We start from the raw sequence: 26,694 nt of genomic DNA on the forward strand, positions 1-26,694 counted from the left end.
TCAGACCTGGAGCTGGATCCCGTCTCCGCCTTCAGGCGTACATGCCCGTACTGGAGGCTGATGTGGACCCGACAACTTTGTCCACAGGTCCGTGCACGACCCTTGACGTGATCTCCGGTCATTGTCACATTCATCAGTGTCAACTTACGGGCGCGTACGGCTACACGGATGGACGGGCTGACATGGCTGGGGACACCAAGCAACGCACCGCGCGACTCTCCGGACCACCCTCCGCCGACCTGAGCGGGTTCAGAGAGGTACAGCGCCTCGCCTACGAGTGCGCCGAGGCCGTCGCGGCCCAGCTGCGGCCCGGAGTGACCGAGCGCGAGGCCGCGCGGATGCAGCGCGAGTGGCTGCGCGAGCGCGGGGTACGGGACTGGTTCCACCTGCCCTTCGCCTGGTTCGGGGACCGCACCGCCTTCGCGAACTTCAGGATCCCGCTGCAGTTCTTCCCGACCAGCCGGAAGCTGGAGCCGGGCATGCCGTTCATCCTCGACATGGCACCGGTCTTCAAGGGCTACACGGCCGACATCGGCTATTCGGGCAGCCTCGGGCTCAATCCGGTGCAGGACCGGCTCATGTCCGATCTCCAGGCGCACCGCGTGCTGATCCTGGAGCAGGTCCGCGAGGGCCGCTCCCTGCGCGAGATCTACGAGAACGTCGAACGGCTGATGACCCGGCAGGGGTACGCCAACCGGCACCGGGCCTATCCCTTCGGTGTGATCGCGCACAAGATCGACCGGGTCAAGGAGCGCCGCTGGTCGCCGACCGCCTTCGGATTCGGCACCCAGTCCCTCAAGGGGCTGGCCGGTGACGCCCTGCACGGCCACCGCGAGGGCTGGTCCCCGCTGTGGAGCCCGTACCACTTCTCCGACCATCCGCCACAGCCCGGGCTGTGGGCGGTGGAACCACACCTCGGGTTCCGGGGCACCGGCGCGAAGTTCGAGGAGATCCTGGTCGTCACCGACTCCCGGGACCCCGAGGAGAGCGCGTTCTGGCTGGACGACGATCTGCCGCACGTGCGGCGCTGGGCCGAGGAGAAGGCAGCATGAGCGACATGAGCGGCATGACCGGAGCAGGAACGGCGGGAGCAGCGGGACTGGCGGGTGCGCGCGAGCGCCGGGTGAGCACCGGCGGGATCGAGCTGTGCGTCGTCGAGCTCGGCGAGACGGACCGTCCGACCGTGATCCTCGTACACGGCTACCCGGACAGCAAAGAGGTCTGGTCGGAGGTCGCCGAGCGGCTTGCGACGCGCTTCCACGTGGTGCTCTACGACGTACGCGGCCACGGGCGCTCCACGGCGCCGCAGCCGCTGCGCGGCGGCTTCACCCTCGAGAAGCTGACCGACGACTTCCTGGCGGTGGCGGACGCGGTCAGCCCGGACCGGCCCGTGCACCTGGTCGGTCACGACTGGGGCTCCGTACAGGGCTGGGAGTTCGCGACCGTGGCCCGCACCGAGGGACGGATCGCCTCCTTCACCTCCATGTCGGGACCCTCCCTCGACCACTTCGGGCACTGGATCAAGAAGCGGATGACGCGGCCCACGCCACGCGCCGCGGCGCAGCTCCTCGGCCAGAGCGCCAAGTCCTGGTACGTCTACATGCTGCACACACCCGTACTGCCGGAGCTCGCCTGGCGCGGGCCGCTGGGCAAGCGGTGGCCCGCGATGCTCGAGCGCATCGAGAAGGTGCCGGCCGGCTCCTATCCAACGGCCTCGCTGCCCTCGGACGCGGCGCACGGCGCCTGGCTCTACCGCGACAACGTGCGGCCGCGACTGCGCCGGCCGCGCCCCGACGCCTACGCCCACGTACCGGTGCAGCTGATCACCCCCACCGGGGACGCGTTCCTGTCCGAGCGGCTCTACGACGGCCTGGAGCAGTGGGCCCCGGACCTGCTGCGGCGGACCCTGCCCGCCAAGCACTGGGTGCCCCGGACCCGGCCCGACCAGCTGGCCGCCTGGATCACCGAGTTCGTCGAGGACCGGGAAGAGCCGGCCACGCGGGCGCCGGACCAGAAGGCCCCGGGCAAGTACGCCGACCGCTTCGGGGGACAGCTGGTCCTGGTCACGGGCGCGGCCAGCGGCATCGGCCGGGCCACCGCCTTCGCCTTCGCCGAGGCCGGGGCCCGGGTGGTGGCCGTCGACCGCGACGCCGACGGTGCGGCGCGCACGGCCGACATGGCCCGCCTCGTCGGCGCCGCCGAGGCCTGGGCCGAGTGCGTGGACGTCAGCGACGAGCAGGCGATGGAGAAGCTCGCGGCGAGGGTCGCCGCCGAGTACGGAATCGTCGACGTCCTGGTCAACAACGCGGGGATCGGCCTGTCCGGATCCTTCCTCGACACCACAGCCGAGGACTGGAAGAAGGTCCTGGACGTCAATCTGTGGGGCGTCATCCACGGCTGCCGGATCTTCGGGAAGCAGATGGCCGAGCGCGGCCAGGGCGGGCACATCGTCAACACCGCCTCCGCAGCCGCCTACCTGCCGTCCAGGACCCTGCCCGCCTACAGCACCTCGAAGGCCGCCGTCCTGATGCTGTCGGAGTGCCTGCGCGCGGAACTGGCCTCGAGGTCGATCGGCGTCTCCGCGATCTGTCCCGGCATCGTCAACACCAACATCACCGCCACCTCGCGCTTCGCCGGGGTGGACGAGGCCGAGGAGAAGCGCCGTCAGGAACGCTCCTCCCGCCTGTACGGCCTGCGCAACTTCCCGCCGGAGAAGGTGGCCGACGCGATCCTGCGGGCCGTCGTGCGCAACGAGGCCGTCGTACCCGTGACGCCGGAGTCCAAGGGCGCCCTGTGGATGTCCCGCTTCGCCCCGCGCACCCTGAGGCGCATCGCGAGGATGGAGCCGAAGCTGTGAGCGGGGCCGCGAACCGGGCCGGCCCGTATCCGATCAGCCCGCGCCGGGTGGCCTTCGACTGGAAGACCACCCCGCTGCACTGGATACCGGACGAACCCACCGCCACCCACGTCATCAACGTGCTGCACCTGCTGCTGCCCGCCCGGGGAGCGGTGGTTCGTGAAGGTCCTCAAGGAGGGCCTGCCCCTGGTCACCGACCCGGAGCTGCGCGCCGACGTCAAGGGGTTCATGGGCCAGGAGGCCACGCACAGCGTGCAGCACTCCTGCGTACTGGACCACCTCGCCGAGCAGCGGCTGCCGACGGAGGCGTACACCCGGCACGTGGACTTCCTCTTCGAGAAGCTGCTCGGGGAGACCCCGCCCTTCGGGGCGCCCGTCACCGAGCGGGAGTGGCTGCGCTTCCGGCTCGCCGTGGTCGCCGCGATCGAGCAGTTCACAGCGGTCCTCGGGGACTGGGTGCTGCGCGCCGAGGGGCTCGACCGGGCCGGGGCGGACGAGATCATGCTGGATCTGCTGCGCTGGCACGGCGCGGAGGAGGTGGAGCACCGCTCCGTCGCCTTCGACATGTACCAGCACTGCGGGGGAGGCGGTCTGCCCCGCCACGCGCGGCGCATCGAGGCGATGCTGGTGGTCGCGCCCGTACTGGCGTGGCTGTGGGTGTGGGGGGCCTCGTACCTGATACGCAACGACCCCGAACTGGGCGGTCGGCTGCGCTACTCGCTGCGTGCGCACAACCGCGCGGTGGCCAAGGGGCTGCTCCCCACGTGGAGGGAGCTCGGCACGGCCATACCCCGATACTTCCGGCGGTCGTACCATCCCTCGCAGGAGGGCTCGCTGCGCAGGGCGGTCGAGTACCTTGCGGCTTCACCTGCCGCCCGGGCCGCGGCGGGCGCGGTCGGCCGAGCCGCGATGTCGTAGGGAGCCGGGATTGTCCGATCAGGCGGTAGCCGAGTACCGGATCGAGGATCTGGCACACCACAGCGGGGCGACGGTGCGCACCATCCGGGCGTACCAGGACCGTGGTCTGCTGCCGAAGCCGGAGCGGCGGGGCCGTTCCAACGTCTACCGGGACACGCACCTGGCGCGGCTTCGCCAGATCGCGGACCTGCTGGACCGCGGCTACACCCTGGCCTCCATCAAGGAACTGCTGGAGGCCTGGGACGCGGGGCGCGGTCTGGGCGGCGTACTCGGGCTGGTCGCCGAGGTGCACGGGCCGTGGACCGACGAGGAGGCGGCCCGCATCAGCCGGGACGAGCTGAACGAACGGTTCGGCGGCCGACCGGACGACGACGCGGTGGACGAGGCGTGCGAGCTCGGGGTGCTGGAGCGGATCCCGGGGCGCCCGGACCAGTTCCTGGTGCCCTCCCCGCAGGAGCTGGCGGTGGCCTCCGAGCTGTACGCGGCCGGGGTGCCGCTGCCTGCGATCACCGGGCACCTGCGGGAACTGCGGGGACAGGTGGAGCACATCGCTTCGCGGTTCCTGGAGTTCACCACCGAGCACGTCTTCGCGCGCTATCTCGGGCAGGTGCCGCCCACGGACGCGGACGCGGCGGAAGCGGCGACGATGGTGCGGCGGCTGCGGCCGCTGGCCCAGCAGACCGTGGACGCGGAACTCGCACGGGCGATGCGGCTCTTCGCGACCCGGCATCTGCAGCGGCACCTGGGGGCCGCCGGCCCGCCAGGACCGACCGGTCCCTCGCCGGTGGCGCTGCCGGCCGGGACCGTACGGGCGGTGCAGGAGCTGGTGGGCGCCGACCACGTGGCGGAGTTCGTCCGGGCCGCGACGGAGCGGGAGCTCCAGGCCCGGACGATGAACGATCTGGCGCGCCGGGGCGAGCGGTAACGGCGGATCGGGCTTAGTCCACAGGTTGCACAGAGCGGATCACGCGTTTTGCCGTCAAAACCCGCCCAAACGGCTGTGGACAAGTCCCCTTTTCCTGTGGGCAACTGAGACGCCGTCTCACCCGATGGTCTCGTACGTCGCCTTGGCGGGGCTCGCTCCGTCCACCGGCGCGGTCTCCGGCAGGGCTGCCGGGGCGGTCGTCTCGACCGGCACGGGCACCGGCACGGGCACGGGCACCGGCTTCGCGGTCCGGCCGGACCCGGACCCGTACAGGAGGGTGGCCAGTGCCAGGCCGATGATCCCGCCGACCAGCTGGGCGGCGACGAATCCGGGCAGCGACTGCGGGGCTATGCCGGTGAAGGAGTCGGTGAAGCTGCGCCCGAGGGTGCCGGCCGGGTTGGCGAAGGAGCCGGACGAGGTGAACCAGATCGCGGCCGCGATGTAGGCCGCGACCGCCGCCGGGACGAGCCGGGGGCGCCCGATGCGGCCGAGGCCCTGGATCAGGAGCACGAGACCGGCGGTGGCGACCACCTCGCCGATGAGCAGGTGACCGCCGTCGCGCACCTGGGTGGCGAAGGTGCCCGGCGTCCGGCCGAACATGACTTCCGCGAGGAGGGCGCCGCCGATGGCCCCGGCGCTCTGGGCACCGGTGTAGACGAGTGCCTCTCGACCGCCCAGGCCCTCGCCGCCGGTGCGCCGGGACCACCAGGAGGTGAGGGTGACCACCGGGTTGAGGTGGGCGCCCGACAGCGGCCCGAAGAGGGTGATGATCAGCCCGAGGCCGATGGCCGAGGCGAACGAGTTGGCGATGAGGGCTACACCGGTGTCGCGGCTGAGCTCGGCGGCCTTGAGCCCGGAGCCGATCACGACCACGAGCAGGCCGGCGGTACCGACCAGCTCGGCAGCGGCGCGGCGTGACAGTGAGGGTTGGGCTGTCATGGTTTCTCCCCCTGAGCAGAAGTGGCAGCGGAAAATATATTCCGCATCTTGGAATGGCGATAGAGGGGTGTCCACACCCGGTCACCCCCGGAAAATCCCTGCCGCAGGACTGCCCGACCGGGCAGGCTGGGGCGATGGATGAAAGACGCACCGTGAAGGTGTCGAAATACGTCTCGAAACACCTGCGGCACCAGCCGGAACGGATCGGACTGGTGCTCGACGCCCATGGCTGGGTGGAGATCGACGAGCTGCTGCGCGCCGCCGCCGCGCACGGCTTCCACGTCAGCCGGGCCGAGCTCGACCACGTCGTCGCCGCCAACGACAAACAGCGGTTCGCCGTCGACGGCACCCGGATCCGGGCCAGCCAGGGGCACACCGTCGCCGTGGACCTGGACCTCCCGCAGGCCGAACCGCCCGCGTACCTCTACCACGGCACCGTCGCCGCCGCCCTGGACTCGATCCGAGCCGAGGGCCTGCGCCCGATGGCCCGCCACCACGTGCACCTGTCCCCCGACCGGGAGACCGCCACCCGGGTCGGCGCGCGACGCGGCCGGCCCGTCGTGCTCAGCGTGGACGCAGGGGCGATGCGTGCGGCCGGGCACCTCTTCCGGATCAGCGCCAACGGGGTGTGGCTGGTGGACGCCGTGCCGCCGCAGTTCCTCCGCTTCCCGTAGGTGCGGGGCGGGGCATACGGGCGGGGCACCCGGGGCGGGCCCCGGACCAGTCGTCCCGGACCAGTCGGCCGGGGCGCCGGAATGCACGCAGAGATGGTCCGACCATCCCCCTCATCTGTGAGCAGCTGCGGGATCTGCGAGGGGGACCTCGCGATCACCGAACCACCCCTGCATGTACGCGAGGTGACGCCCTATGGCGTCCACGACCCCGTCCCCGTCCACGGCCCACCGCTTCCAGGTGGATCTGCGCGGCTGGGTGGATCTGCTCTCCCACCACCTCTACTCCAGCCCGCGCGCCGGGGCACGTGCGGCGCCGGCTTCCGCGTCGCCCCGCTCCTGCTCGGTCCAGGCCCTGATCGCCGGGCCCGGGCGCTGCCCGAGGACGATGTGCCCGACTGCCTCCTGCCGTCCGCGGAGCGCCTGCTCGCGCAGCTGAACGACAAAACCAGGGTCCTGGTCGTCGCCGCTCTCATGAGGGAGCGGTGACGACCAGGGGATCAACTGTCGAGCTGTGCCAGGGCCTCGGTGGCGATCTTCTCGAACACGGCCTCGTCGGAGGCGAAATCGGAGTCCGGGATCGGAGCGTGGATCACCAGCTCGGTGAAGCCCAGCTCGCGATGCCGGCCGGCGAAATCGACGAACGCGTCCACGGACTCCAGCACGGTGTTGGCCTCGGGCGTGAAGCCGGTCAGCAGCACCTTCTCCACGGTCTCGAGATCCCGCCCGATTTCCAGGAAGGTCTTGCCGAGCCGTTCGAGCTGCCCACGCAGGGCTTCCCGCGACTGCTCGGGAGTGCCCTCCTCGAAGAGCTTCGGGTCACCCGTGGTCACCCAGGCCTGAGCGTGCCGGGCGGCGAGCCGCATACCGCGCGGCCCGTTCGCGGCGACCGCGAACGGCAGCCGTGGCCGCTGCACACAGCCGGGGATGTTGCGGGCCTCCTCCGCGGAGTAGAAGGTGCCCTCGTGGCTCACCGAGCCCTCGGTCAGCAACTGGTCCAGCAGCGGGACGAACTCGGCGAAGCGGTCGGCGCGCTCCCGCGGGGACCAGGCCTCCTGGCCCAGCGCGGTGGCGTCGAAGCCATTTCCGCCCGCACCGATACCGAGGGTGATACGTCCGCCGGAGATGTCGTCCAGGCTGATGAGGTCCTTGGCAAGGGTCACCGGGTGACGGAAGTTCGGCGAGGTGACCAGCGTGCCCAGACGCAGCCGCTCGGTGGCGGTGGCCGCCGCGGTCAGGGTGGGCACGGCACCGAACCACGGGCCGTCCCGGAAGGTCCGCCAGGACAGGTGGTCGTAGGTATAGGCGGTGTGGAATCCGAGCTGCTCAGCCCGGAGCCACTGATCGCGGCCCCCCTCGTTCCATCGACGTACCGGAAGGATCACCGTGCTCAGACGCAGACTCATGCTTCGAGCCTACGGTGAGCCGATGTTTCACGTGAAACATCGGCGTTTCACGTGAAACATCGCCCGAGGTCACGGCGCCCGCCCATGGTCAAGCCGCCCCCGGCCATGGGCGAAGATGGACCGGTGACCTCGGCTCCCCAGTGCCCGGACGGGCCAACCCCCGCGCCCCGGCTCATCGCCACCGACCTCGACGGCACCCTGCTGCACGACGACAAGTCCGTCTCACCGCGCACCGTCGCCGCGCTCGCCGCCGCAGAGGAGGCCGGCATCGAGGTCTTCTTCGTCACCGGCCGCCCGGCCCGCTGGATGGATGTGGTCAGTGACCATGTCCACGGCCATGGCCTCGCGATCTGCGCCAATGGCGCGGCGGTGGTCGACCTGCATGCGGGACGAGAGTTCGTGCAGGTCAGGGCCCTCCCGCGGGTAGCCGCACTCGCCGTGGTCAATGCCCTGCGGGCCGCGGTGCCCGGCACCTCCTTCGCGGTGGAGCTGACCACCGGCATCAACTACGAGCCGGCGTACCCGCCGTTCTTCAAGGATCCGGGCGCCAGGGTCGCCACCGCCGAGAAGCTGCTGCACGAGGACACGGACGAGAACGCCGCGCCCGTTCTCAAGCTGTTGGCGCACCACGCCGAGCTGGCCCCGGACGAGTTCCTGACGCTGGCGCGCGCCGCCGCAGGCGAGTACGCATCGATCACCCGCTCCAGTCCCACCTCCCTGCTGGAGGTCAGCGGCACGGGTGTGTCCAAGGCGAGCACCCTGGCACTGTGCTGCGCCGAGCGGGGCATTTCCCCCGCCGAGGTCGTCGCCTTCGGGGACATGCCGAACGACGTGGAGATGCTCAGCTGGGCCGGCACCTCGTACGCGATGGGCAACGCCCACCCCGATGTGATCGCGGCCGCCTCCGGCCGTACGGTCGCCAACAACGAGGACGGGGTCGCCCTCGTCATCGAGCGCATCCTCGCCGAACGGACGGCGCAGCAGCAGGTCTAGGGGTGTCTCGCCGGACACCTTAGGCGGGCGGCTGGAGCGGGGCCTCCCACACCACGGTGGTGCCGCCGCCGTCCTCGCCGATGCCCGGGCCGTACGAACTCGCGCCGCCCAGCGACTCGGCCCGTCGGCGCAGGTTCCGCAGCCCGCTGCGGCGGCCGCCGTCGGGGATGCCCACCCCGTCGTCGGCGACCTCCAGCCGGACCCCGGGCCGGCCGTCGGCGAGCGTGATGGTGGAGTCGACCACCACGTCGATCCGGGTCGCTTCGGCATGGCGGAAGGCGTTGGACAGGGCCTCGCGCAGCGCGGCAATCAGGTTCTTGCCCACCAGCTCGCCGACGACCGCGTCGATCGGGCCCAGGAAGCGGTGCGCGGGCTGGAAGCCCAGGGGCACGGCGGCCATGTTGATCTCCCGCAGCACCCGGGTGCGCAGCCCGGACGGGGCCTCCGCCGGGCCCTGTTGCAGGGCGAAGATCGCGGTGCGGATCTCCTGGATCGTCACGTCCAGTTCGTCCACGGCCTTGCCCACGCCGTCGCGCACCTCGGGGACGATCGACCGGCGCTGGGCGCCCTCCAGCATCATCCCGGTGGCGAAGAGCCGCTGGATGACCAGGTCGTGCAGGTCGCGGGCGATCCGGTCGCGGTCCTCGAACACCGCCAGCCGCTCGCGGTCGCGCTGCGCCTCGGCCATCATCAGGGCGAGCGCCGCCTGTGAGGCGAACTGCGTGGCCAGCGTCCGCTCGGCCTCGGTGAAGGGACGCCCGCCCCGGTCCCGGGGGGTGACCAGCGCACCCAGCACCCGTCCGCCGCTCTGCAGGGGCACCATCATGCAAGGGCCGTACTGGCTGGTGAGCTTGGTGATCATGCGGGGGTCGGAGGCGGCGTCGTCCGCGAAGACCGGTTCGCCCTCCAGCAGCCTGTCCACCACCGGACTCTCGGCCGGGATCACCACACCGAGCGAGGTGGCCGGGTTGTCGGCGGAGACGGCGACGATCTCCATCCCGCCCTCCTCGGCCGGCAGCATGACGATCCCTGCGGCGGAGTCGGCCAGTCGGCGGGCCTGTTCCGCGACCACCGCGAGGGCATCATCAGCGTCCCCGCCGGACAGGAGCGCGGTGGTGACGGCCACCGAGCCGTCGATCCAGCGCTCGCGCTGGGTGGCGGCCTCGTACAGCCGGGCGTTGCCGATGGCGATGCCCGCCTCGGTGGCCAGCACCCGGACCATGTGGAGGTCGTAGTCGTTGAACTCGCCGCCACCGTTCTTCTCGGCCAGGTAGAGATTGCCGAAGATCTCGCCCTGCACCCGGATCGGCACTCCGAGGAAGGTCTTCATGGGCGGGTGGTGGGGCGGGAACCCTGCCGAGCGCGGGTCCTGCGTCAGATCGGCCAGCCGCACCGTGTCGGAGTGCGAGATCAGGGCCCCGAGCAGCCCGCGCTTGCCGTCCGGGCGGTGCCCGATCTTCCGGGCCTGTGCGGGGCTCATCCCGTGGGTGACGAAGTCCGAGAGGCCACGGCCCTCCGTGTCGACGACGCCGATCGCCGCGTAGCGGGCGTCCGCGAGCTCGGCCGCGGTCTCGCAGATGCGGTCCAGTGTGGAGTGCAGCTCGAGCCCGGTCCCCACCGACCTCATGGCCTCCAGCAGTTGCGGAACGCGGGCCGTGAGCTCGGTGGACAGGCCCTGCAGACTCCTGGTGGCCTGGGTGGCGGCCACCAGCGGGTCCGGCGTTCCCTGTGTTCCCTGTGTTCCCTGTGTTCCCTGCGCTTCCGGCTTTCCCTGCGCTCCCGGCGATGGATCCGGTGAGGGATCAGGGGATTCCTGCGGCTGCTGCACTGACATGGTCTTGAGACTAGTTAGTCCCTATTGGCGGGGAAAGTTGGCCAAAGTCCCGTCCGTTGCCCTTTCGCGCTCCAGCAGCCGCCGCAGCGGCCCGTCGGCGTCAGCCAGCTCCGCGTACGGGCCGCGCTGCACGACCTCGCCGCGGTCCAGCACGAGCACCTCGTCGACCGCCTCCAGGCCGGCCAGCCGGTGCGTGATCAGCACGGTGGTCCTGCCCTCGGTCGCGGCCAGCAGATCCGCCGTCAGAGCGTCCGCCGTGGCCAGGTCCAGGTGCTCGGCCGGCTCGTCCAGGACCAGTACGGGGAAGTCCGCGAGCAGAGCCCGCGCCAGGGCCAGTCGCTGGCGCTGGCCGCCCGAGATCCGCTCGCCGTGCTCCCCGACCAGCGTGTCCATCCCGTCCGGAAGGCCGTCGGCCCACTCCAGCAGCCGGGCCGCGGCCAGCGCCGCCCGCAGCTGCTCCTCGCTCGCCCCGGTCCGGGCCAGGCGCAGGTTCTCCCGTACCGAGCTGTCGAAGATGTGCGCGTCCTGCGCGCACAGTCCCACGAGGGCGCGTACGTCGTCGCCGTCGAGCGTGCGCGCGTCGCACCCGCCCACGGTGTAGGTGCCCTCGGACGGATCCAGGAACCGCAGGAGGACCTGGGCCAGGGTGGTCTTGCCGGAGCCCGAGGGACCGACCACGGCGATGCGGCGGCCCGCCTCCAGGGTCAGATCCAGATCCCGCAGGGCGGAACGCTCCTGGCCGGGGTGGCGTGCGGTGAGCCCCGTCAGCCGCAGCGGGAACGGCGAGGCGGGGGCCGCGGCGGCCTGCTCCGGCTCGGCAACCGGGACCGGCGCGTCGATGACCTCGTAGACCCGCTCGGCGCTACGGCGCACCCGCTGGCGGTACTGGACGGCGAGCGGAAGTCCGCTCACCGCCTCGAAGGCGGCCAGCGGTGTCAGAACGGCGACGGCCATGGCCACCCCGGACAGCCGTCCGTCGTGGACGGCGTCGGCGGCAACGGCCGCGGCGGCCACGACGGTGAGCCCGCACACCAGGGCGGACAGGCCCCCGCCCAGCCCGGCCGCGGCCGAGCCCCGTGCGGCGATGCGCGTCAGCAGGCCGTCGCTCTCCCGCGCCCGGCCCTTGCGGTCCTCCAGTGCGCCGGCCACGGTCAGCTCCGCGGTCCCGGTGAGCAGATCGGCCACTCGGGTGGCGAGCTCGCCCCGGGCGGGCGCGAGCCTGCGCTCCGCACGGCGGGCGCAGCCCCCGCTGACCAGCGGCACCCCGATACCGGCGGCGAGCAGTCCGACGGCGAGTACGGCTCCGGCCTCGGGCAGCAACCAGGCGGTGAAGGCGACCGAGCCGGTTCCGACGAGCACGGCCGTACCGACGGGCAGCAGCCAGCGCAGCCAGTAGTCCTGCAGGGCGTCGGCGTCTGCCACCAGCCGGGCCAGCAGGTCCCCGCGCCGGTGCTCGCGCAGGCCGGCGGGCGCGATGCGCTCCAGGCGGCGGTAGACGGAGACCCGCAGGTCGGCGAGCATCCGCAGCACGGCGTCGTGCGAGACGAGGCGCTCGGCGTACCGGAAGACGGCTCGGCCCATCCCGAAGGCCCGGGTGGCCGTGACGGCCACCATCAGATAGAGCACGGGCGGCTGCTGCGAGGCCCGCGAGATCAGCCAGCCCGACACGGCCATCAGACCGACGCTGCATCCGACGGCCAGCGCCCCGAGCAACAGCCCGAGCCTGAAGCGTCCTTGCCATGCACTGGCGACCGTCCGCACCCGGCGCAACGGATCGCCCGCCGCGCCCGAGCCCGCACCGGTCCGGCCCGCACCGGCCCCACCCGCACCGGTCCCGCCCGTTCCGCCGCCGGAGCGCTCGGGCGGGCTACCGAGGATCCACTCCCCGGCATCCGCGCCGAGCTCACCGGGGGACCGGGGCTCGTCGCCGACCGCGACAAGGTCCCGACGGGGGAGTGGCCGTTCGGCCACGGGCCCCTCGGGGCAGTCGCCCGCGGCCATCGCCACCACCCGGTCCGCGACGGCGAGCAGCGCCGGCCGGTGCACCACCAACAGCACGGTCCGGCCCACGGCGAGCCGGCGGACCGCGTCCACGATCCCCGCCTCGGTCTCGCCGTCCAGCGCCGCCGTCGGCTCGTCCAGCAGCAGCACGGGCCGGTCCGCCAGGAACGCGCGCGCCAGGGCCAGCCGCTGCCGTTGGCCGGCGGACAGTCCCACTCCGCCCTCGCCCAGGGAGGTCTCCATCCCGAGCGGCAGTGCGGTCACGAACTCCCAGGCCCCGGCGTCCTTCAAGGCCGCGGCCACATCGGCGTCACCGGCGCCCGGCCGGGCCAGCCGGACGTTCTCGGCGATCGTCCCGGCGAACAGGTGCGGCCGCTGCGGCACCCACGCGATCTGCTCCCGCCACTGCGCCGGCGCCAGCTCGGCCAGGTCCACGCCCGCCACCCGAATCCGCCCGGCGGTCGGTGTCACGAACCCCAGCAGCACCTGGAGCAGCGTGGACTTGCCCGCTCCGCTCGGGCCGGTGAGGGCCACGCACTCTCCCGGCCCGACCGTCAGCGAGACCGGCCGCGGCGAGTCCTCGCCCCGGCCCGCGTAGCGGACGGCGATCCCCTCGACCTCGATCCGCAGGGGAGCGCCGCTCGGCAGCTCGGCCGTACCGGCCGGACCGGCCGTGGGGGTCTCCAGGACCTCGAAGATCTCCTCTGCGGCCGCCAGCCCCTCGGCGGCGGCGTGGTACTGGGCCCCCACCTGCCGCAGCGGCAGGTACGCCTCGGGCGCGAGGATCAGGATGACCAGTCCGGTGTAGAGGTCCAGTTCGCCGTGGACCAGCCGCATGCCGATGGTCACGGCCACCAGTGCCACCGACAGGGTCGCCAGGAGCTCCAGGGCGAAGGAGGAGAGGAAGGCGATCCGCAGGGTCCGCATCGTCGCGCGCCGGTAGTCGTCGGTGATCTTGCGGATCGACTCGGCCTGCGCCTTGGCCCGGCCGAAGACCTTCAAAGTGGGCAGTCCGGCCACCACGTCGAGGAAGTGCCCCGACAGCCGGGACAGGAGCCGCCACTGGCGGTCCATCCGGGACTGGGTGGCCATGCCGATGAGGATCATGAACACGGGGATCAGGGGCAGCGTCACCACGATGATGGCCGCCGACACCCAGTCCTCGGTGACGATACGGGCGAGCACCGCCACCGGCACGACCACCGCGAGCCCCAGCTGGGGCAGGTAGCGGGCGAAGTAGTCGTCGAGCGCGTCCACGCCCCGGGTGGCCAGGGACACCAGCGATCCGGTGCGCTGCCCGGTCAGCCAGCCGGGCCCGAGATCCGCCGCTCGGTCCAGCAGCCTGCTCCGCAGCTCCGACTTGACCGCCGCGCCGGCCCGGTGCGCGGCCAGTTCCGTCAGCCAGGCGATCAGCCCGCGCCCGAGCGCCACCGCCACGAGCAGCAGCAGTGGTGTCCGGAGCGCCTCGCCGCTCTGCCCTTGCTCGAAGGCGCCGACCACGATCTCGGCGATCAGCATGGCCTGACCGACGACCAGCCCCGCCCCGGCAAGACCCAGGGCCACCACCGCCCCCAGGAAGAGGCGGGTGGAACGGGCGTACCGGAGCAGGCGCGGGTCGATCGGTTTCACGTGAAACATCCCCTCGGGGAGGTCAGCCGGACAGGCAGGTCATGCGACGGGGGGGAACTCAGTGCACATCGACGATGTGCTGCGTCCCGATCCGCTTGCGGAACACCCAGTACGTCCAGCCCTGGTAGAGCAGCACGAGCGGGGTGGCCACGGCCGCACACCAGGTCATGATCTTCAGGGTGTACGGGCTGGACGAGGCGTTGGTGACCGTGAGGTTCCAGGCGTCGTCCAGCGAGGACGGCATGACGTTCGGGAAGAGCGTCAGGAAGAGCATCGCGACGGCCGCCGCGATGGTGACCCCGGACAGTGCGAACGACCAGCCCTCACGGCCCGCCAGGTTGAAGCCGAGCGCCCCGGCCAGCGCCAGGACCGCGACGGTCATCGCGATCAGGCTCTTCCCGTCGCCGCGCGAGACCTGGGTCCAGATCAGGAAGACCAGGGCCAGTACGGCGGTGACGACACCCAGCCGGGTCGCCAGCTTCCGCGAGCGGTCCCGGATGTCACCGACGGTCTTGAGCGAAGTGAAGACCGCGCCATGGAAGGTGAACAGGGTGAGGGTGACCAGTCCGCCGAGGATCGAGTAGACGTTCAGCAGGTCGAGGAAGCTGCCGACGTACTCCTTGTTCTCGTCGATCTTGACGCCGCGCACGATGTTGGCGAAGGCGACGCCCCACAGGAACGCGGGGATCAGCGAGGTCCAGAAGACCGCGTGTTCCCAGTTGGTCTGCCACCGGTCCTCGGGGCGCTTGTGCCGGTACTCGAAGGCGACGCCACGGATGATGAGGCAGAGCAGGATGAGCAGCAGCGGCAGGTAGAAGCCGGAGAAGAGGGTGGCGTACCAGTCGGGGAACGCGGCGAAGGTCGCGCCGCCCGCGGTGAGCAGCCAGACCTCGTTGCCGTCCCACACGGGCCCGATCGTGTTGATGAGGACCCGCTTCTCGGTGCGGTCGCGGGCCAGCAGCTTGGTCAGTACGCCGACTCCGAAGTCGAAACCCTCCAGGAAGAAGTAGCCGGTCCACAGGACGGCGATGAGTACGAACCAGACATCGTGGAGTTGCATGGTGTGCTCTCCTCGGCCTCAGTACGAGAAGGCCATCGGCCGGTCGGGGTTCTTGTCGTCCCCGCCGATCTTGGTGGGCGGGTTCAGGTCTGCCTCGGTGAGCTCGGGCGGTCCGGCCTTGACGTACTTGACGAGGAGCTTGACCTCGATCACCGCGAGCACGGCGTACAGGAGCGTGAAGCCGATCATCGAGGTGAGCACCTCGGCCTGGGAGACGTGCGGCGAGACCGCGTCCCTGGTGCGCAGGACCCCGTAGACCACCCAGGGCTGGCGGCCCATCTCGGTGAAGATCCAGCCCCAGGAGCTGGCGACGAGCGGGAAGCCCATCGTCCAAAGAGCGACGACCCAGTACAGGTTGGCGAACTTCGGGCTGAGTGCCTTCTTGAAGAGCACCAGGTGCGGGACCTCGTCCTCCCCGGTCCGCAGCGCCGCCGGAAGCAGGAGCCGCTTGCGGGTCAGCCACAGACCCAGTGCTCCGACGCCCACGGAGGCCATGCCGAAGCCGATCATCCAGCGGAAGCCCCAGTAGGCGACGGGGACGTTGGGACGGTAGTCGCCGGGGCCGTACTTCTCCTGCTCGGCCTTGTTGACGTCGTTGATGCCCGGCACGAAGGAGGTGAAGTCGTCGTTGGCCAGGAAGGACAGCAGGCCGGGGATCTCGATCGCGACCTTGTTGTGGCCCTTGTCGACGTCTCCGTAGGCGAAGACGGAGAAGGGCGCGGGCGCCTCCCCGTCCCACAGCGCCTCCGCGGCGGCCATCTTCATGGGCTGCTGCTTGTACATCACCTTGCCGAGCAGGTCGCCGCTGATCGCCGTGCCCATACCGGCGATGATCATGACGATCAGGCCGAGGCGCAGCGAGCTCCGCATCACGGGGACGTGCTTCTTGCGGGCCAGGTGATAGGCGGAGATACCCGCCATGAACGCGCCGCCGACCAGGAAGGCGGCCGTGATGGTGTGGAAGAACTGGGTGAGCGCGGTGTTCTGGGTCAGTACGAGCCAGAAGTCGGTGAGCTCGGCGCGGCCCCGCTCCTCGTTGATGCGGTACCCGACCGGGTGCTGCATCCAGGAATTGGCCGCCAGGATGAAGTACGCGGACAGGATGGTGCCCATGGACACCATCCAGATGCAGGCCAGGTGGATCTTCTTCGGGAGCTTGTCCCACCCGAAGATCCACAGGCCTATGAAGGTGGACTCGAAGAAGAAGGCGATCAGCGCTTCGAAGGCCAGGGGCGCCCCGAAGATGTCACCGACGAATCGCGAGTAATCGGACCAGTTCATTCCGAACTGGAACTCCTGGACGATGCCGGTGACGACACCCATCGCGATATTGATCAAGAAGAGCTTTCCCCAGAACTTCGTGGCTCTGAGGTACTTCTCCTTCTCGGTGCGCACCCACGCGGTCTGCAGGCCGGCCGTGAGCGCGGCGAGCGAGATCGTCAGAGGTACGAAGAGGAAGTGATAGACGGTGGTGATGCCGAACTGCCAGCGCGCCAGCGTCTCCGGCGCCAAAGCTAGGTCCACGTCCTCGTCTCCTTCGTGTCGCCGTGGTCACAGCGGCAATCTGCCCGTCGAGTTCACCCAATCCGGGAGCAACCGGGGCACGCTTGTGAACGCGTTCACATTCACAAGCATTATGGCGCACCCCTCTCGGCCACCTTCAGGCGGGGTACCCCTCTAGCCAATAGATTCAACAGATTGTTGAATGCGGCTCATGCAGATACGAATCTCCTGGCCTGCGGGTCAGCTCACCGCAACCCTCGACGAGACCCCGACCAGCAAGGCGCTGGCCGAGGTCCTCCCGATATCCGCCTCCGCCAACACCTGGGGCGAGGAGGTCTACTTCGACACCGGCGTCTCCGTGGCCCTGGAGGACGACGCCCGGCAGATCGTCGATCCCGGCACGGTCGCGTTCTGGACCGAGGGCGACGCGCTCGCGCTGCCCTACGGCCCCACGCCCATCTCGCGCGGAGGCGAGAGCCGCCTCGCGAGCCCGTGCAACGTGCTCGGCTCGTTCGACGGCGACCCCCGCCTGCTGTCCACCGTCCGCGACGGCGATCCCATCCGCGTGGAACTCGCCTGAGCCGCTCCCGAACGGCCCGGCGCCGTAGCCCCTAGAGCTCCTTGAAGAAGGCCTCGGCCGTGTGCAGGAAGAGGTCGTTCGCCTCGGTCTCACCGATCGTGACCCGCAGGCCCTCGCCCGCGAAGGGCCGGACCACCACACCGGCCTTCTCGCAGGCCTCCGCGAACTCGGCGGTCCGCTCCCCCAGCCGCATCCACACGAAGTTCGCCTGCGTGTCCGGCACGGTCCAGCCCTGGGCGACCAGCGTCTCGTGGACCCGCGTGCGCTCGCTCACCAGCGCCCCGACTCGGCCCATCAGCTCGTCCTCGGCGCGCAGGGAGGCCACCGCCGCGTCCTGCGCGAGCTGGCTGACACCGAAGGGCACGGCCGTCTTGCGCAGCGCCGCCGCGACCGGCTCGTGCGCCACCGCGAAGCCGACCCGCAGGCCGGCGAGCCCGTAGGCCTTGGAGAACGTACGCAGCACGGCGACGTTCGGGCGGTCGCGGTACAGCTCGATGCCGTCCGGAATGTCCGCGTCACGCACGAACTCGCGGTACGCCTCGTCCAGGACCACCAGGACGTCCGAGGGCACCTGGTCCAGGAACCGCTCCAGCTCGGCGCGGCGCACGGCCGTGCCGGTGGGGTTGTTCGGGTTGCAGACGAAGATCAGCCGGGTCCGGTCGGTGATCGCCGCGGCCATCGCGTCCAGGTCGTGCACGTCACCGTCGGTCAGCGGGACCTGCACCGAGGTCGCACCCGAGATCTGCGTGAGGATCGGGTACGCCTCGAAGGAGCGCCAGGCGTAGATCACCTCGTCGCCCGGGCCGGCCGTCGACTGGATCAGCGACTGGGCCACACCGACCGAGCCGGTGCCCGTCGCGATGTGCCCGACCGGCACGCCGAAGCGCTCGGCGAGCTCGTTCACCAGGCCGGTGCAGGCCATGTCGGGGTACCGGTTGAAGTTCCCGGCCGCCGCGACCGCCGTCTCCAGCACGCCCGACAGCGGCGGGTACGGGTTCTCGTTCGAGGACAGCTTGTACGCGACAGGCCCTCCCGCGGCAGCCGGCTTGCCGGGCTTGTACGTCGGAATGCCGTCCAGCTCGGCGCGCAGCTTCGGGCTCTTCTCGCTCACCGCAGGTCCTCCTCGACCGTCCCGTACGACGTCGCCGTCGACTCAATACTGCTCACCTTATGAGGATTCCGCCGTTCCGAGAATGGGGGCGCCTGGAATGCGGGGGAGCGCGCGCATATATGCGTGCGCCGGTGGCCTGCGCCGTGGCGCGCGTCCCTCGTGCAGGTGAGTTGAGACCGGCCCGAGATCGCATCGTTTTGGCATGCCCGGACCCGACGACAAGCCCCACCCTCACCTTGAGCAACCAAACACCTTCATTTCCAAGGTCATTGGGGGTGGCGAACCATGCAGAAACGTGCCTGTCAACGCGTGCATATGCACCCGGACCACCCTCCCCACCGAGCCCTACTATCGGCTCGCCATGACAGCAGCAGGGAAGCATCAGGTGAGCCGGACCGAGACCACCCGGCGGGCCGCCGGCCGACAGGGCCGGGCCGGCATCAGGGACGTGGCCGCCGCGGCGGGCGTCTCCATCACAACCGTCTCCGACGCGCTCAATGGCAAGGGACGGCTGCCCGACGCCACCCGCCGCCACGTTCGCGAGGTGGCCGACCGGCTGGGCTACCGCCCGTCGGCCGCCGCCCGCACGCTTCGTACCGGCAAGTCCGGCCTCATCGGCCTGACCGTGACCACGTACGGGGATGAACCTTTCACCTTCACCGAATTCGCCTACTTCGCCGAGATGGCCAGGGCCGCGACCTCCGCCGCGCTCGCCCGCGGCTACGCCCTCGTCATCCTCCCCGCCACCTCCCGCCACGACGTGTGGTCCAACGTCGCCCTCGACGGCACCGTCGTCATCGACCCCTCCGACCACGATCCCGTCGTCACCGAACTGGTCCGTCAAGGTCTGCCCGTGGTCTCCGACGGCCGCCCCGCAGGCTCCCTCCCCGTCACCGCCTGGGTCGACAACGACCACGAGGCCGCCGTACTCGGCCTGCTCGACCACCTCGCCGCCGCCGGCGCCCGCCGGATCGGGCTGCTGACCGGAACCACCACCGACACCTACACCCGGCTCTCCACGACCGCCTACCTCAACTGGTGCGAGCGCGTCGGCCAGGACCCCGTCTACGAGTCCTACCCCGCCCACGACCCGTGCGCGGGCGCCGTGGCCGCCGACCGGCTGCTCGCCCGCCCCGACCGGCCCGACGCGGTCTACGGGCTCTTCGACCCCAACGGCACCGATCTGCTCGCCGCCGCCCGGCGCTACGGCCTGCGCGTCCCCGAGGACCTGCTGCTCGTGTGCTGCAGCGAGTCCACCGTCTACGCCAACACCGAACCGCCCATCACCACCCTGTCCCTCAAACCGCGCCGCATCGGCACCGCCGTCGTACAGCTCCTCATCGACGCGATCGAGGGAGTGGACACCGGACGCCCCGTCGAACAGGTCGTCCCGACCGAGCTCATCATCCGCACCTCCTCGCAGCGCAGGCAGCCCCGCACGACCGTCAGCCCGCCCCGTTCGCCGGCGCAGGACTGACCGACAGACCGTCCGGTCGGCCTGCCGAAGGGCCGACCGAGGACCGTCCGGACACCAACCGGGCACCAACCAAGGACCGGCCGAGGATTTCAGCAACACCGATATCGGGAGAAACCGGTAGGAACGATCGGCTCCGCACAGGATTCACCACCCCTGGTGCGTCACAGAGCGCGAGCCGCATTCCTATGATGGGCGCACGACATCACGGACCCTCCTCCCCGGAGGTCAGGAGGGTCCGCAGGTGTACGGCAGCGCGACGGTGGTGGAGGGGTCGATGACTCAGGGGGCCGGTCAGGGACCCGCGATGCGGACGGACACGCTGCGGGACTTCCGGGTTCCAGTCACCGAGCCCGCCGGGTACGCCGTATCCACCGGGCTGCCCGGTGAGCCCCCCGTCTACGGCGAGTACCCGGCGTACTACGGGGACGGCACGCCGTCGGTGCCTCAGCAGCCCGGCTACCCGCCGCAGCCGCCCGCGCCCCGGCCCGCCGCGCCGCAGGCCCCGTATCCCGACGCGCACCTCCACGTGCGCCCCGGCGTCGAACCCGCGCAGGCGACGACCCAGGGCCCCGACGAGGACGACCCCGAGGGCTACACCCCGACCTACCGGGACCTCCCGGTCATCGGCCGCGGCGCACTCGGCGGCCCGGGCGACACCGTCCAGGTCCAGTACGTGCCCCAGGACGAGACCGCCGGCCCCGGCCCGCTGTACGTCGTCGGCGACGTCCACGGCTACCTCGACGAGCTCGTCACCGAACTCCACGCCCAGGGCCTGATCGACGCCGAGCGCCGCTGGTCCGCCGGCAACGCCCGGCTCTGGTTCCTCGGCGACTTCACCGACCGCGGTCCCGACGGCATCGGCGTCATCGACCTCGTCATGCGGCTGTCCGCCGAGGCCGCCGCCGCCGGCGGCTACTGCAAGGCCCTGATGGGCAATCACGAGCTCCTGCTCATCGGCGCCAAGCGGTTCGGCGACACCCCCGTGGTCTCCGGCGCCGGCACCGCCACCTTCCAGGCCGCGTGGCTCCTCAACGGCGGCCAGCGCACCGACATGGAGCGCCTGCAGGACGTCCACCTGCAGTGGATGTCGCGCCTGGACGCGGCCGTCCTGGAGGAGGGCCACCTCCTGCTGCACTCCGACACCACGGCCTACCTCGACTACGGCGACTCGATCGAGGACGTCAACGACACCATCCACGAGCTCCTCAACCGCGGCGACGCCGACATCACCTGGGACCTCTTCCGCAAGTTCACCAAGCGGTTCGCCTTCCGCGACGAGGGAACGGGCCCGCAGGCCGTCCGCGAACTCCTCGACACCTACGGCGGCAGCCGCGTCGTCCACGGACACAGCCCCATCCCGTACCTGCTCGGCGAAGTGGGCACCGAGGACGGCGACGAGTCGCGCGGCCCCGAAGCGGTGGACGGCCCGCACGTGTACGCGGAGGGGCTCGCCATCGCGATGGACGGCGGCGTGACAATGGCGGGCAAACTACTTGTCGTACAACTCCCCCTGAGCGACTGAGAGCTTACGGAGAGGGGTATTTCCGGAAAGCCCCTGTCACGGCGTGGCGTGGGCGCTCTACCATCGCTCTATCCGTAGCAGGCTCTCCTCCGTTTGTGCCGGCGCCCGGGTCTACGCGGGCATACCGGCTTCTACGGAGCATCGGGGGATGCACATGACCAGCGCTCCGCACCTGCTGACCGAAGACCGGCCGGAGTTCGATCGGCTCGTCGACGAGGCGCTGCGCGCCGCGCACGAGCGGCCCGAACTCGCCACCCTCGGCGAACGGCTGAACGCCGAACAGCTGCGCACCATGGCCCAGGGGGCCAGCGCCCTGCTGGCGGCCGCGGCCGCCGCCGAGTACGGGCACTACGTGAAGGTCCGCGAGGAACGACGCGGCGAGATACTCACCGCGCCCGGTACGACGGGCGACGAGGACGGCGGACAGGGCAGCGGTGCCGGCGCGGGCGTCAGCGCCGTGGTCGCGGTCCTCGCGCCGGTCCTGGCGGGCACCGCCATGCTGATCTTCCTGCTGGTGGGCTACATCCTGAAGATGATCGAGCCCGAACCTGCCTTCGCGGAAACCATGCTGACGGCGGGTTGGCTCTTCGGCGGGCTCACCGCGGCCGCCCTGCTCTGCGCCGTGATCGGACTGCTGCTGACGGCCGTCCGCAACAGCTCGACCGAGGTGGCGGCGGACGAGACCGAGGCGGTGCCCGACGAGGTCGCACGGGCCCGCGAGGCCTGGCGGCACGCCCTGCTGGAACGCGGCATCATGCCGTTCCTGCGGGACGCGCTGGCCGACCCGAGTGCCGGCCCGGGCTTCCCCACCCCCCGCACACCGGCGGCCGGCCGCATCCCCAACCTGGGATACAGCCGGCCGGACTTCACCAGTCCGGGATCCCCGAAGGAGGGACCCCGGCCCGGCTACACCCCTCCGGACTTCACGAGCCCGGACTTCGGGGGCCCGGAACACCAGCCGGACTAGCGCCGGCCGGGCGCGCTACTTCAGTTGCTTGGGCAGGTGGTTGGGGTCGACCGGGCGGACCGGCGCGGTGGCGGCCCCTCGGCGGACGTCCGGGTCACCCGGGTCCGGCTGGGGGTCGTCCAGGTTCCACGCCCCGTCGCAGGTGAGGGTGCCGAGAGCGGGCTGGACGGTACAGAAGGTCTCCCAGATCTCGCCGCCTGCCGTCACCACCTCGATCACCAGCCGGTTGGCCTGGTGGCCGATGGAGACCCCACAGGCGTCGTCCGGGTAGTCGCCGTCGGGGTTGAGGGTGAGGTCGTACCAGGTCCAGGGCCCGACCGTGGTGCCGCCGTTCGACAGCTGACGGATACCGGCGTAGGTGTTGCCGTCGCCGGGGTTCACCGCCTTGAACTCGCGGGCATTGTTGTCGCGGACGGAGTCGATGTCGACGCAGACACTGGCTCCGGTGGCTCCGGTGGCTCCGGTAGCTCCAGTGGCTCCAGTCGCACCCGGAGCACCGTCGTTACCCGTCGCGCCGGTGGCACCGGGAGCGCCGTCGTTGCCCGTGGCACCCGTCGCACCCGTTGCACCGGCGGGACCCGTGTCGCCCCTCGGGCCGCGCGGTCCGGGCGGCCCGGGCGGGCCCTGCTTGCCCTCGCACTTGTCGTGGCCCATGGCGCCGGCCTCGACGACCGCGGCTCTCGGCCCGTCGTGATGGTGCTCGTCCGGCCCACAGTCACCACCGCCCGCCGGGATCGCCACGGCGACCGTCTCGGCCGCCTGGATGGTCTGGGCCGCGGCCATCGCGGGGCTCGCCACTCCCGTCAGCACCAGGGCGAGGGATGCGAGGGTGCCGCCAGTCAGCCAGCTGCCGCGCCTGGGCAGCGGGCCCAGACGGGGCTTGGGCCTGTTCTCGGGGGTCATGTGCGCCGCTCCTTCTCGAAACCGGATTGAACGATCTGCGGACTATCTGCCCGCCTCGGTCATGGTGGGGATTCCGGTCGCATCCGACGCGACGCCTCGCGCGAACGTCAGCGGAACGGCTCAGCGGTCGACCCCCTATGGCGGCCTGTTCGGCGGCGGATGGACCCGGCCCGGCGAGTCATGGACAACGGGCCGCAAGCGGTCGCTAGCGTCGCGAAATTCGGGCACGTCATCGCGACACTGGAGGGGAACCTTGAAAGCAACGGTCTGCCTGAACATGATCGTCAAGAACGAGGCTCCGGTGATCCGGAGATGCCTCGAATCGGTGCGCCCCCTGATCGACACCTGGGTGATCGTGGACACGGGCTCGACGGACGGCACCCAGAACATCATCCGGGAGTTCCTCGGTGATCTGCCCGGCGTTCTGCACGAGCGGCCGTGGCGGGGATTCGGTGCCAGCCGCACCGAGGCCATCGACCTGGCCCGCCCCAGCGCGGACTACCTGCTGTTCCTCGACGCCGACGACCTGATGGAGGTACTGCCCGGCTTCCGCATGCCGGACCTCACCCTCGACGCCTACCGCCTCGCGGTGCACCACCCCCCCGTCGTCCACTGGCGTCCCGCTCTGGTCTCCACCCGACTGCCGTGGACATACGTCGGCGTCCTCCACGAGTACCTGCACTGCGAAGCCCCGTACAGCAGTGGAGTTCTGGAAGGCGCCCACATCCAGATCGTCGGCGGCGGGGCACGCGGCCGGGAGGGGAGCGAGCGGGAGAAGTACCTGCGCGACGCGGCGATCCTCGAAAAGGGGCTGCTCGAGGAGCCGGACAACACCCGCTACGCGTTCTACCTCGCCCAGAGCTGGCGCGACGCGGGAGAGGCGGAGAAGTCCCTCGCCGCCTACGACCTGCGGGCGGGCATGGGCGGGTTCGCCGAGGAGGCCTACTGCGCCCGGCTCTACGCGGCACGGCTCGCGGCACGCCTGGACAGGCCCGCGGGCGAGGTGATGGACCGCTACCTCCGTGCGTACGAGAGCCGCCCCAGGCGCGCCGAAGCGCTCTGCGATCTCGCACGTCTGTGCCGCGTCGAGGGCCGCTGGCCACTGGCGTACATGTTCGCCCGGCAGGCGGTGCGGATCCCGCGTCCCGACGACATCCTCTTCGTCGAGGTCGACTGCCACGGATGGCGGGCACTCGACGAGCTGGCGGTGTCCGCGTACTGGACCGGCGCGTACCAGGAGTCGCTGGACTGCAGCGAGCGCCTGCTCCGGGAAGGCGGGCTCCCCGAGGACCAGCGGGCCCGGGTCCGCGGGAACCTCGACTTCGCCCGTCTCAAGCTGGACCCGGACTACCAGGTGGTCGCCTGACGGCGAGGGCCCGCGGCTCCCCCCATAGGGTCGCGGGTCCTCGCCGTAGGCAGTTGCGTCCGACGACGGTGTGCGTCAGTCGGCCAGCGGCAGGTAGACGCGGTTGCCCGATGCCGCGAACTCGGCGGACTTCTCCGCCATGCCCGCCTGGATCTCGTCGGCCTTCAGGTCGCCGCCGTGCTCGCGGCGGATGTCCTGCGAGATCTTCATCGAGCAGAACTTCGGACCGCACATGGAGCAGAAGTGCGCGGTCTTGGCCGGCTCGGCCGGCAGGGTCTCGTCGTGGAACTCGCGGGCCGTGTCCGGGTCGAGGGCCAGGTTGAACTGGTCCTCCCAGCGGAACTCGAACCGCGCGTCGGACAGGGCGTCGTCCCACTCCTGGGCGCCCGGGTGCCCCTTGGCCAGGTCCGCGGCGTGCGCCGCGATCTTGTACGTGATGACGCCGGTCTTGACGTCGTCGCGGTTGGGCAGGCCCAGGTGCTCCTTGGGCGTCACGTAGCAGAGCATCGCGGTCCCCCACCAGGCGATCATCGCGGCGCCGATGCCCGAGGTGATGTGGTCGTAGGCGGGCGCGACGTCCGTGGTCAGCGGGCCGAGCGTGTAGAACGGCGCCTCCTCGCAGATCTCCTGCTGGAGGTCGATGTTCTCCTTGATCTTGTGCATCGGGACGTGGCCCGGGCCCTCGATCATCGTCTGGACGTTGTGGCGCTTGGCGATCGTGTTCAGCTCGCCCAGCGTCCTCAGCTCGGCGAACTGGGCGGCGTCGTTGGCGTCCGCGATCGAGCCGGGGCGCAGGCCGTCACCGAGGGAGTAGGTGACGTCGTACGTCGCGAGGATGTCGCAGAGCTCCTCGAAGTTCGTGTAGAGGAAGTTCTCCTTGTGGTGCGCCAGGCACCACGCGGCCATGATCGAGCCGCCGCGCGAGACGATGCCGGTCTTGCGGCGGGCGGTCAGCGGCACGTAGGGCAGCAGCACGCCGGCGTGGACCGTCATGTAGTCGACGCCCTGCTCGGCCTGCTCGATGACCGTGTCCTTGTAGATCTCCCAGGTCAGGTCCTCGGCGCGGCCGTCGACCTTCTCCAGCGCCTGGTAGAGCGGCACGGTGCCGATCGGGACGGGGGAGTTGCGCAGCACCCACTCGCGGGTGGTGTGGATGTTGCGGCCGGTCGAGAGGTCCATGACCGTGTCGGCGCCCCACTTGGTCGCCCAGGTCATCTTGTCGACCTCCTCCTCGATGGAGGAGGTGACCGCGGAGTTGCCGATGTTGGCGTTGACCTTCACCAGGAACCGCTTGCCGATGATCATCGGCTCGATCTCGGGGTGGTTCACGTTCGCCGGAAGCACCGCGCGACCTGCGGCGATCTCCTCACGGACGACCTCGGGGGAGACGTTCTCGCGGATCGCGACGTACTCCATCTCCGGGGTGATCTCGCCGCGGCGGGCGTACGCGAGCTGCGTGACGGCGGCGCCGCCACGGCCGCGGCGGGGCTGCCGGGGGCGACCCGGGAAGACCGCGTCGAGGTTCTTGAGGCCGCCGCGCGGGGAGGTGTGCTTGACGCCGTCGTCCTCGGGACGCACGGGGCGGCCCGCGTACTCCTCGGTGTCGCCGCGGCTGATGATCCAGTTCTCGCGCAGCGGCGCGAGGCCGCGCCGGACGTCGGTCTCGATCTGCGGGTCGGTGTACGGACCGGACGTGTCGTAGAGCGTCACGTCCTTGCCGTTGGTGAGGTGGACCTGGCGGACCGGCACCCGGAGGTCGGGGCGGGAGCCCGCCAGGTATCCCTTGTGCCAGCCGGGCTGGCGCTCGGTCTGGCCGTCGGCGTCCTGGCTGACGGCAGGCGTGCGTGCGTCCTGAATGGTCATGAGACCTGATCTCCCTACGCCGGCATTACCCGGTAACAGGTTCGGCGGTCGACGCAGCCTCTTCCCGTACGCATCTGTGATGCCCGTACGGTGATCAGCGTCCTCTCAGCCCGGTGCTCCGAGCTCCCGCGTTGTGCAAAGGTGCCCCCACGCTAGCGTCATCCATGGC

The 26,694-nt window shown here is 70.9% G+C and carries 20 protein-coding genes, 1 pseudogene and 1 riboswitch; of the genes and pseudogenes, 12 read left to right on the forward strand and 9 right to left on the reverse strand.

Annotated elements, in window-relative coordinates:
• The first annotated feature begins 182 nt into the window (after positions 1-182).
• The 4 genes and pseudogenes from ACGFZK_RS15580 (at position 183) to ACGFZK_RS15595 (ending at position 4,700) form a co-directional block, all read left to right on the forward strand.
• Positions 183-1,052, forward strand: a complete 870-nt coding sequence (locus tag ACGFZK_RS15580) for a M24 family metallopeptidase (RefSeq protein ID WP_393849407.1) — start codon at positions 183-185, stop codon at positions 1,050-1,052.
• A complete protein-coding gene (locus ACGFZK_RS15585) occupies positions 1,049-2,857 on the forward strand; it encodes an SDR family oxidoreductase (RefSeq protein ID WP_393849408.1) in 1,809 nt (602 codons plus the stop codon). The genes ACGFZK_RS15580 and ACGFZK_RS15585 overlap by 4 nt, the downstream gene beginning before the upstream one ends.
• A pseudogene (locus tag ACGFZK_RS15590) lies at positions 2,854-3,775 on the forward strand (metal-dependent hydrolase). The gene ACGFZK_RS15585 and the pseudogene ACGFZK_RS15590 overlap by 4 nt, the downstream one beginning before the upstream one ends.
• A gap of 10 nt (positions 3,776-3,785) precedes the next feature.
• Entirely contained in the window at positions 3,786-4,700 is a 915-nt protein-coding gene (locus ACGFZK_RS15595) for a MerR family transcriptional regulator (RefSeq protein WP_393849409.1), read from the forward strand.
• 117 nt (positions 4,701-4,817) lie between these two features.
• Here the strand turns inward: ACGFZK_RS15595 and ACGFZK_RS15600 are convergent, their stop codons facing one another.
• Complete coding sequence (locus ACGFZK_RS15600; RefSeq protein ID WP_393849410.1) at positions 4,818-5,639, reverse strand: aquaporin; 822 nt, start codon at positions 5,637-5,639, stop codon at positions 4,818-4,820.
• A gap of 134 nt (positions 5,640-5,773) precedes the next feature.
• Between ACGFZK_RS15600 and ACGFZK_RS15605 the strand changes: the two genes are divergently transcribed.
• Both ACGFZK_RS15605 and ACGFZK_RS15610 read left to right on the forward strand, forming a co-directional pair.
• A complete protein-coding gene (locus ACGFZK_RS15605; protein ID WP_393849411.1) occupies positions 5,774-6,313 on the forward strand; it encodes an RNA 2'-phosphotransferase in 540 nt (179 codons plus the stop codon).
• A gap of 193 nt (positions 6,314-6,506) precedes the next feature.
• The gene (locus ACGFZK_RS15610; RefSeq protein WP_393849620.1) at positions 6,507-6,749 is read left to right on the forward strand and encodes a hypothetical protein; all 243 of its coding nucleotides are present in this window, start codon (positions 6,507-6,509) and stop codon (positions 6,747-6,749) included.
• 61 nt (positions 6,750-6,810) lie between these two features.
• On the opposite strand, the gene ACGFZK_RS15615 is transcribed toward ACGFZK_RS15610, so the two are convergent.
• Entirely contained in the window at positions 6,811-7,716 is a 906-nt protein-coding gene (locus ACGFZK_RS15615; RefSeq protein WP_393849412.1) for an LLM class flavin-dependent oxidoreductase, read from the reverse strand.
• Between the two features lie 105 nt (positions 7,717-7,821).
• Between ACGFZK_RS15615 and ACGFZK_RS15620 the strand changes: the two genes are divergently transcribed.
• A complete protein-coding gene (locus ACGFZK_RS15620; protein ID WP_393849610.1) occupies positions 7,822-8,709 on the forward strand; it encodes a Cof-type HAD-IIB family hydrolase in 888 nt (295 codons plus the stop codon).
• A 19-nt stretch (positions 8,710-8,728) separates the two neighbouring features.
• Here ACGFZK_RS15620 and ACGFZK_RS15625 read toward each other — a convergent pair whose 3' ends face one another.
• The 4 genes from ACGFZK_RS15625 to ACGFZK_RS15640 are packed head-to-tail and all read right to left on the reverse strand — an operon-like array spanning position 8,729 to position 16,757.
• A complete protein-coding gene (locus tag ACGFZK_RS15625; RefSeq protein WP_393849413.1) occupies positions 8,729-10,543 on the reverse strand; it encodes a GAF domain-containing sensor histidine kinase in 1,815 nt (604 codons plus the stop codon).
• Between the two features lie 21 nt (positions 10,544-10,564).
• On the reverse strand, positions 10,565-14,173 hold the full coding sequence (gene cydD / locus ACGFZK_RS15630) for a thiol reductant ABC exporter subunit CydD (RefSeq protein ID WP_393849414.1): 3,609 nt from the start codon (positions 14,171-14,173) through the stop codon (positions 10,565-10,567).
• A gap of 58 nt (positions 14,174-14,231) precedes the next feature.
• Entirely contained in the window at positions 14,232-15,233 is a 1,002-nt protein-coding gene (gene cydB / locus ACGFZK_RS15635; RefSeq protein ID WP_393849415.1) for a cytochrome d ubiquinol oxidase subunit II, read from the reverse strand.
• 18 nt (positions 15,234-15,251) lie between these two features.
• Positions 15,252-16,757, reverse strand: a complete 1,506-nt coding sequence (locus tag ACGFZK_RS15640; RefSeq protein WP_393849416.1) for a cytochrome ubiquinol oxidase subunit I — start codon at positions 16,755-16,757, stop codon at positions 15,252-15,254.
• A 190-nt stretch (positions 16,758-16,947) separates the two neighbouring features.
• On the opposite strand from ACGFZK_RS15640, the gene ACGFZK_RS15645 reads away from it, so the two are divergent.
• A complete protein-coding gene (locus ACGFZK_RS15645; RefSeq protein ID WP_393849417.1) occupies positions 16,948-17,316 on the forward strand; it encodes a cyclophilin-like fold protein in 369 nt (122 codons plus the stop codon).
• A 31-nt stretch (positions 17,317-17,347) separates the two neighbouring features.
• On the opposite strand, the gene hisC is transcribed toward ACGFZK_RS15645, so the two are convergent.
• Positions 17,348-18,427, reverse strand: a complete 1,080-nt coding sequence (hisC, locus tag ACGFZK_RS15650; RefSeq protein ID WP_393849418.1) for a histidinol-phosphate transaminase — start codon at positions 18,425-18,427, stop codon at positions 17,348-17,350.
• Positions 18,428-18,788: 361 nt separating this feature from the next.
• Here hisC and ACGFZK_RS15655 point away from each other — a divergent pair, with 361 nt between their 5' ends.
• The 3 genes from ACGFZK_RS15655 to ACGFZK_RS15665 all read left to right on the forward strand — a co-directional run bounded on the left by ACGFZK_RS15655 (position 18,789) and on the right by ACGFZK_RS15665 (position 22,393).
• On the forward strand, positions 18,789-19,904 hold the full coding sequence (locus ACGFZK_RS15655; protein WP_030028209.1) for a LacI family DNA-binding transcriptional regulator: 1,116 nt from the start codon (positions 18,789-18,791) through the stop codon (positions 19,902-19,904).
• A 274-nt stretch (positions 19,905-20,178) separates the two neighbouring features.
• A complete protein-coding gene (locus tag ACGFZK_RS15660; protein WP_393849419.1) occupies positions 20,179-21,426 on the forward strand; it encodes a metallophosphoesterase in 1,248 nt (415 codons plus the stop codon).
• Between the two features lie 148 nt (positions 21,427-21,574).
• A complete protein-coding gene (locus ACGFZK_RS15665; RefSeq protein ID WP_393849420.1) occupies positions 21,575-22,393 on the forward strand; it encodes a hypothetical protein in 819 nt (272 codons plus the stop codon).
• Positions 22,394-22,408: 15 nt separating this feature from the next.
• Here the strand turns inward: ACGFZK_RS15665 and ACGFZK_RS15670 are convergent, their stop codons facing one another.
• Positions 22,409-23,296, reverse strand: a complete 888-nt coding sequence (locus tag ACGFZK_RS15670) for a hypothetical protein (RefSeq protein ID WP_393849421.1) — start codon at positions 23,294-23,296, stop codon at positions 22,409-22,411.
• Between the two features lie 253 nt (positions 23,297-23,549).
• On the opposite strand from ACGFZK_RS15670, the gene ACGFZK_RS15675 reads away from it, so the two are divergent.
• Positions 23,550-24,662, forward strand: coding sequence for a glycosyltransferase (locus ACGFZK_RS15675; RefSeq protein WP_393849422.1), 1,113 nt, complete (start codon positions 23,550-23,552; stop codon positions 24,660-24,662).
• Positions 24,663-24,737: 75 nt separating this feature from the next.
• On the opposite strand, the gene thiC is transcribed toward ACGFZK_RS15675, so the two are convergent.
• Complete coding sequence (gene thiC, locus ACGFZK_RS15680; protein WP_393849423.1) at positions 24,738-26,525, reverse strand: phosphomethylpyrimidine synthase ThiC; 1,788 nt, start codon at positions 26,523-26,525, stop codon at positions 24,738-24,740.
• Positions 26,520-26,665, reverse strand: a riboswitch (TPP riboswitch). It overlaps the preceding gene by 6 nt.
• Between the last annotated feature and the right edge of the window lie 29 nt (positions 26,666-26,694).

The organism is Streptomyces sp. NPDC048257, assembly GCF_043201855.1.
GTDB lineage: Bacteria > Actinomycetota > Actinomycetes > Streptomycetales > Streptomycetaceae > Streptomyces.

Bases quoted from the DNA above. Each gene is read 5' to 3' on its own strand.
- ACGFZK_RS15580 (WP_393849407.1), top strand. From the start codon at position 183: ATGGCTGGGGACACCAAGCAACGCACCGCGCGACTCTCCGGACCACCC.
- ACGFZK_RS15585 (WP_393849408.1), top strand. From the start codon at position 1,049: ATGAGCGACATGAGCGGCATGACCGGAGCAGGAACGGCGGGAGCAGCG.
- ACGFZK_RS15600 (WP_393849410.1), bottom strand. From the start codon at position 5,639: ATGACAGCCCAACCCTCACTGTCACGCCGCGCCGCTGCCGAGCTGGTC.
- ACGFZK_RS15605 (WP_393849411.1), top strand. From the start codon at position 5,774: ATGGATGAAAGACGCACCGTGAAGGTGTCGAAATACGTCTCGAAACAC.
- ACGFZK_RS15610 (WP_393849620.1), top strand. From the start codon at position 6,507: ATGGCGTCCACGACCCCGTCCCCGTCCACGGCCCACCGCTTCCAGGTG.
- ACGFZK_RS15615 (WP_393849412.1), bottom strand. From the start codon at position 7,716: ATGAGTCTGCGTCTGAGCACGGTGATCCTTCCGGTACGTCGATGGAAC.
- ACGFZK_RS15620 (WP_393849610.1), top strand. From the start codon at position 7,822: ATGGGCGAAGATGGACCGGTGACCTCGGCTCCCCAGTGCCCGGACGGG.
- ACGFZK_RS15625 (WP_393849413.1), bottom strand. From the start codon at position 10,543: ATGTCAGTGCAGCAGCCGCAGGAATCCCCTGATCCCTCACCGGATCCA.
- cydB (WP_393849415.1), bottom strand. From the start codon at position 15,233: ATGCAACTCCACGATGTCTGGTTCGTACTCATCGCCGTCCTGTGGACC.
- ACGFZK_RS15645 (WP_393849417.1), top strand. From the start codon at position 16,948: ATGCAGATACGAATCTCCTGGCCTGCGGGTCAGCTCACCGCAACCCTC.
- ACGFZK_RS15655 (WP_030028209.1), top strand. From the start codon at position 18,789: ATGACAGCAGCAGGGAAGCATCAGGTGAGCCGGACCGAGACCACCCGG.
- ACGFZK_RS15660 (WP_393849419.1), top strand. From the start codon at position 20,179: ATGACTCAGGGGGCCGGTCAGGGACCCGCGATGCGGACGGACACGCTG.
- ACGFZK_RS15665 (WP_393849420.1), top strand. From the start codon at position 21,575: ATGCACATGACCAGCGCTCCGCACCTGCTGACCGAAGACCGGCCGGAG.
- ACGFZK_RS15670 (WP_393849421.1), bottom strand. From the start codon at position 23,296: ATGACCCCCGAGAACAGGCCCAAGCCCCGTCTGGGCCCGCTGCCCAGG.
- thiC (WP_393849423.1), bottom strand. From the start codon at position 26,525: ATGACCATTCAGGACGCACGCACGCCTGCCGTCAGCCAGGACGCCGAC.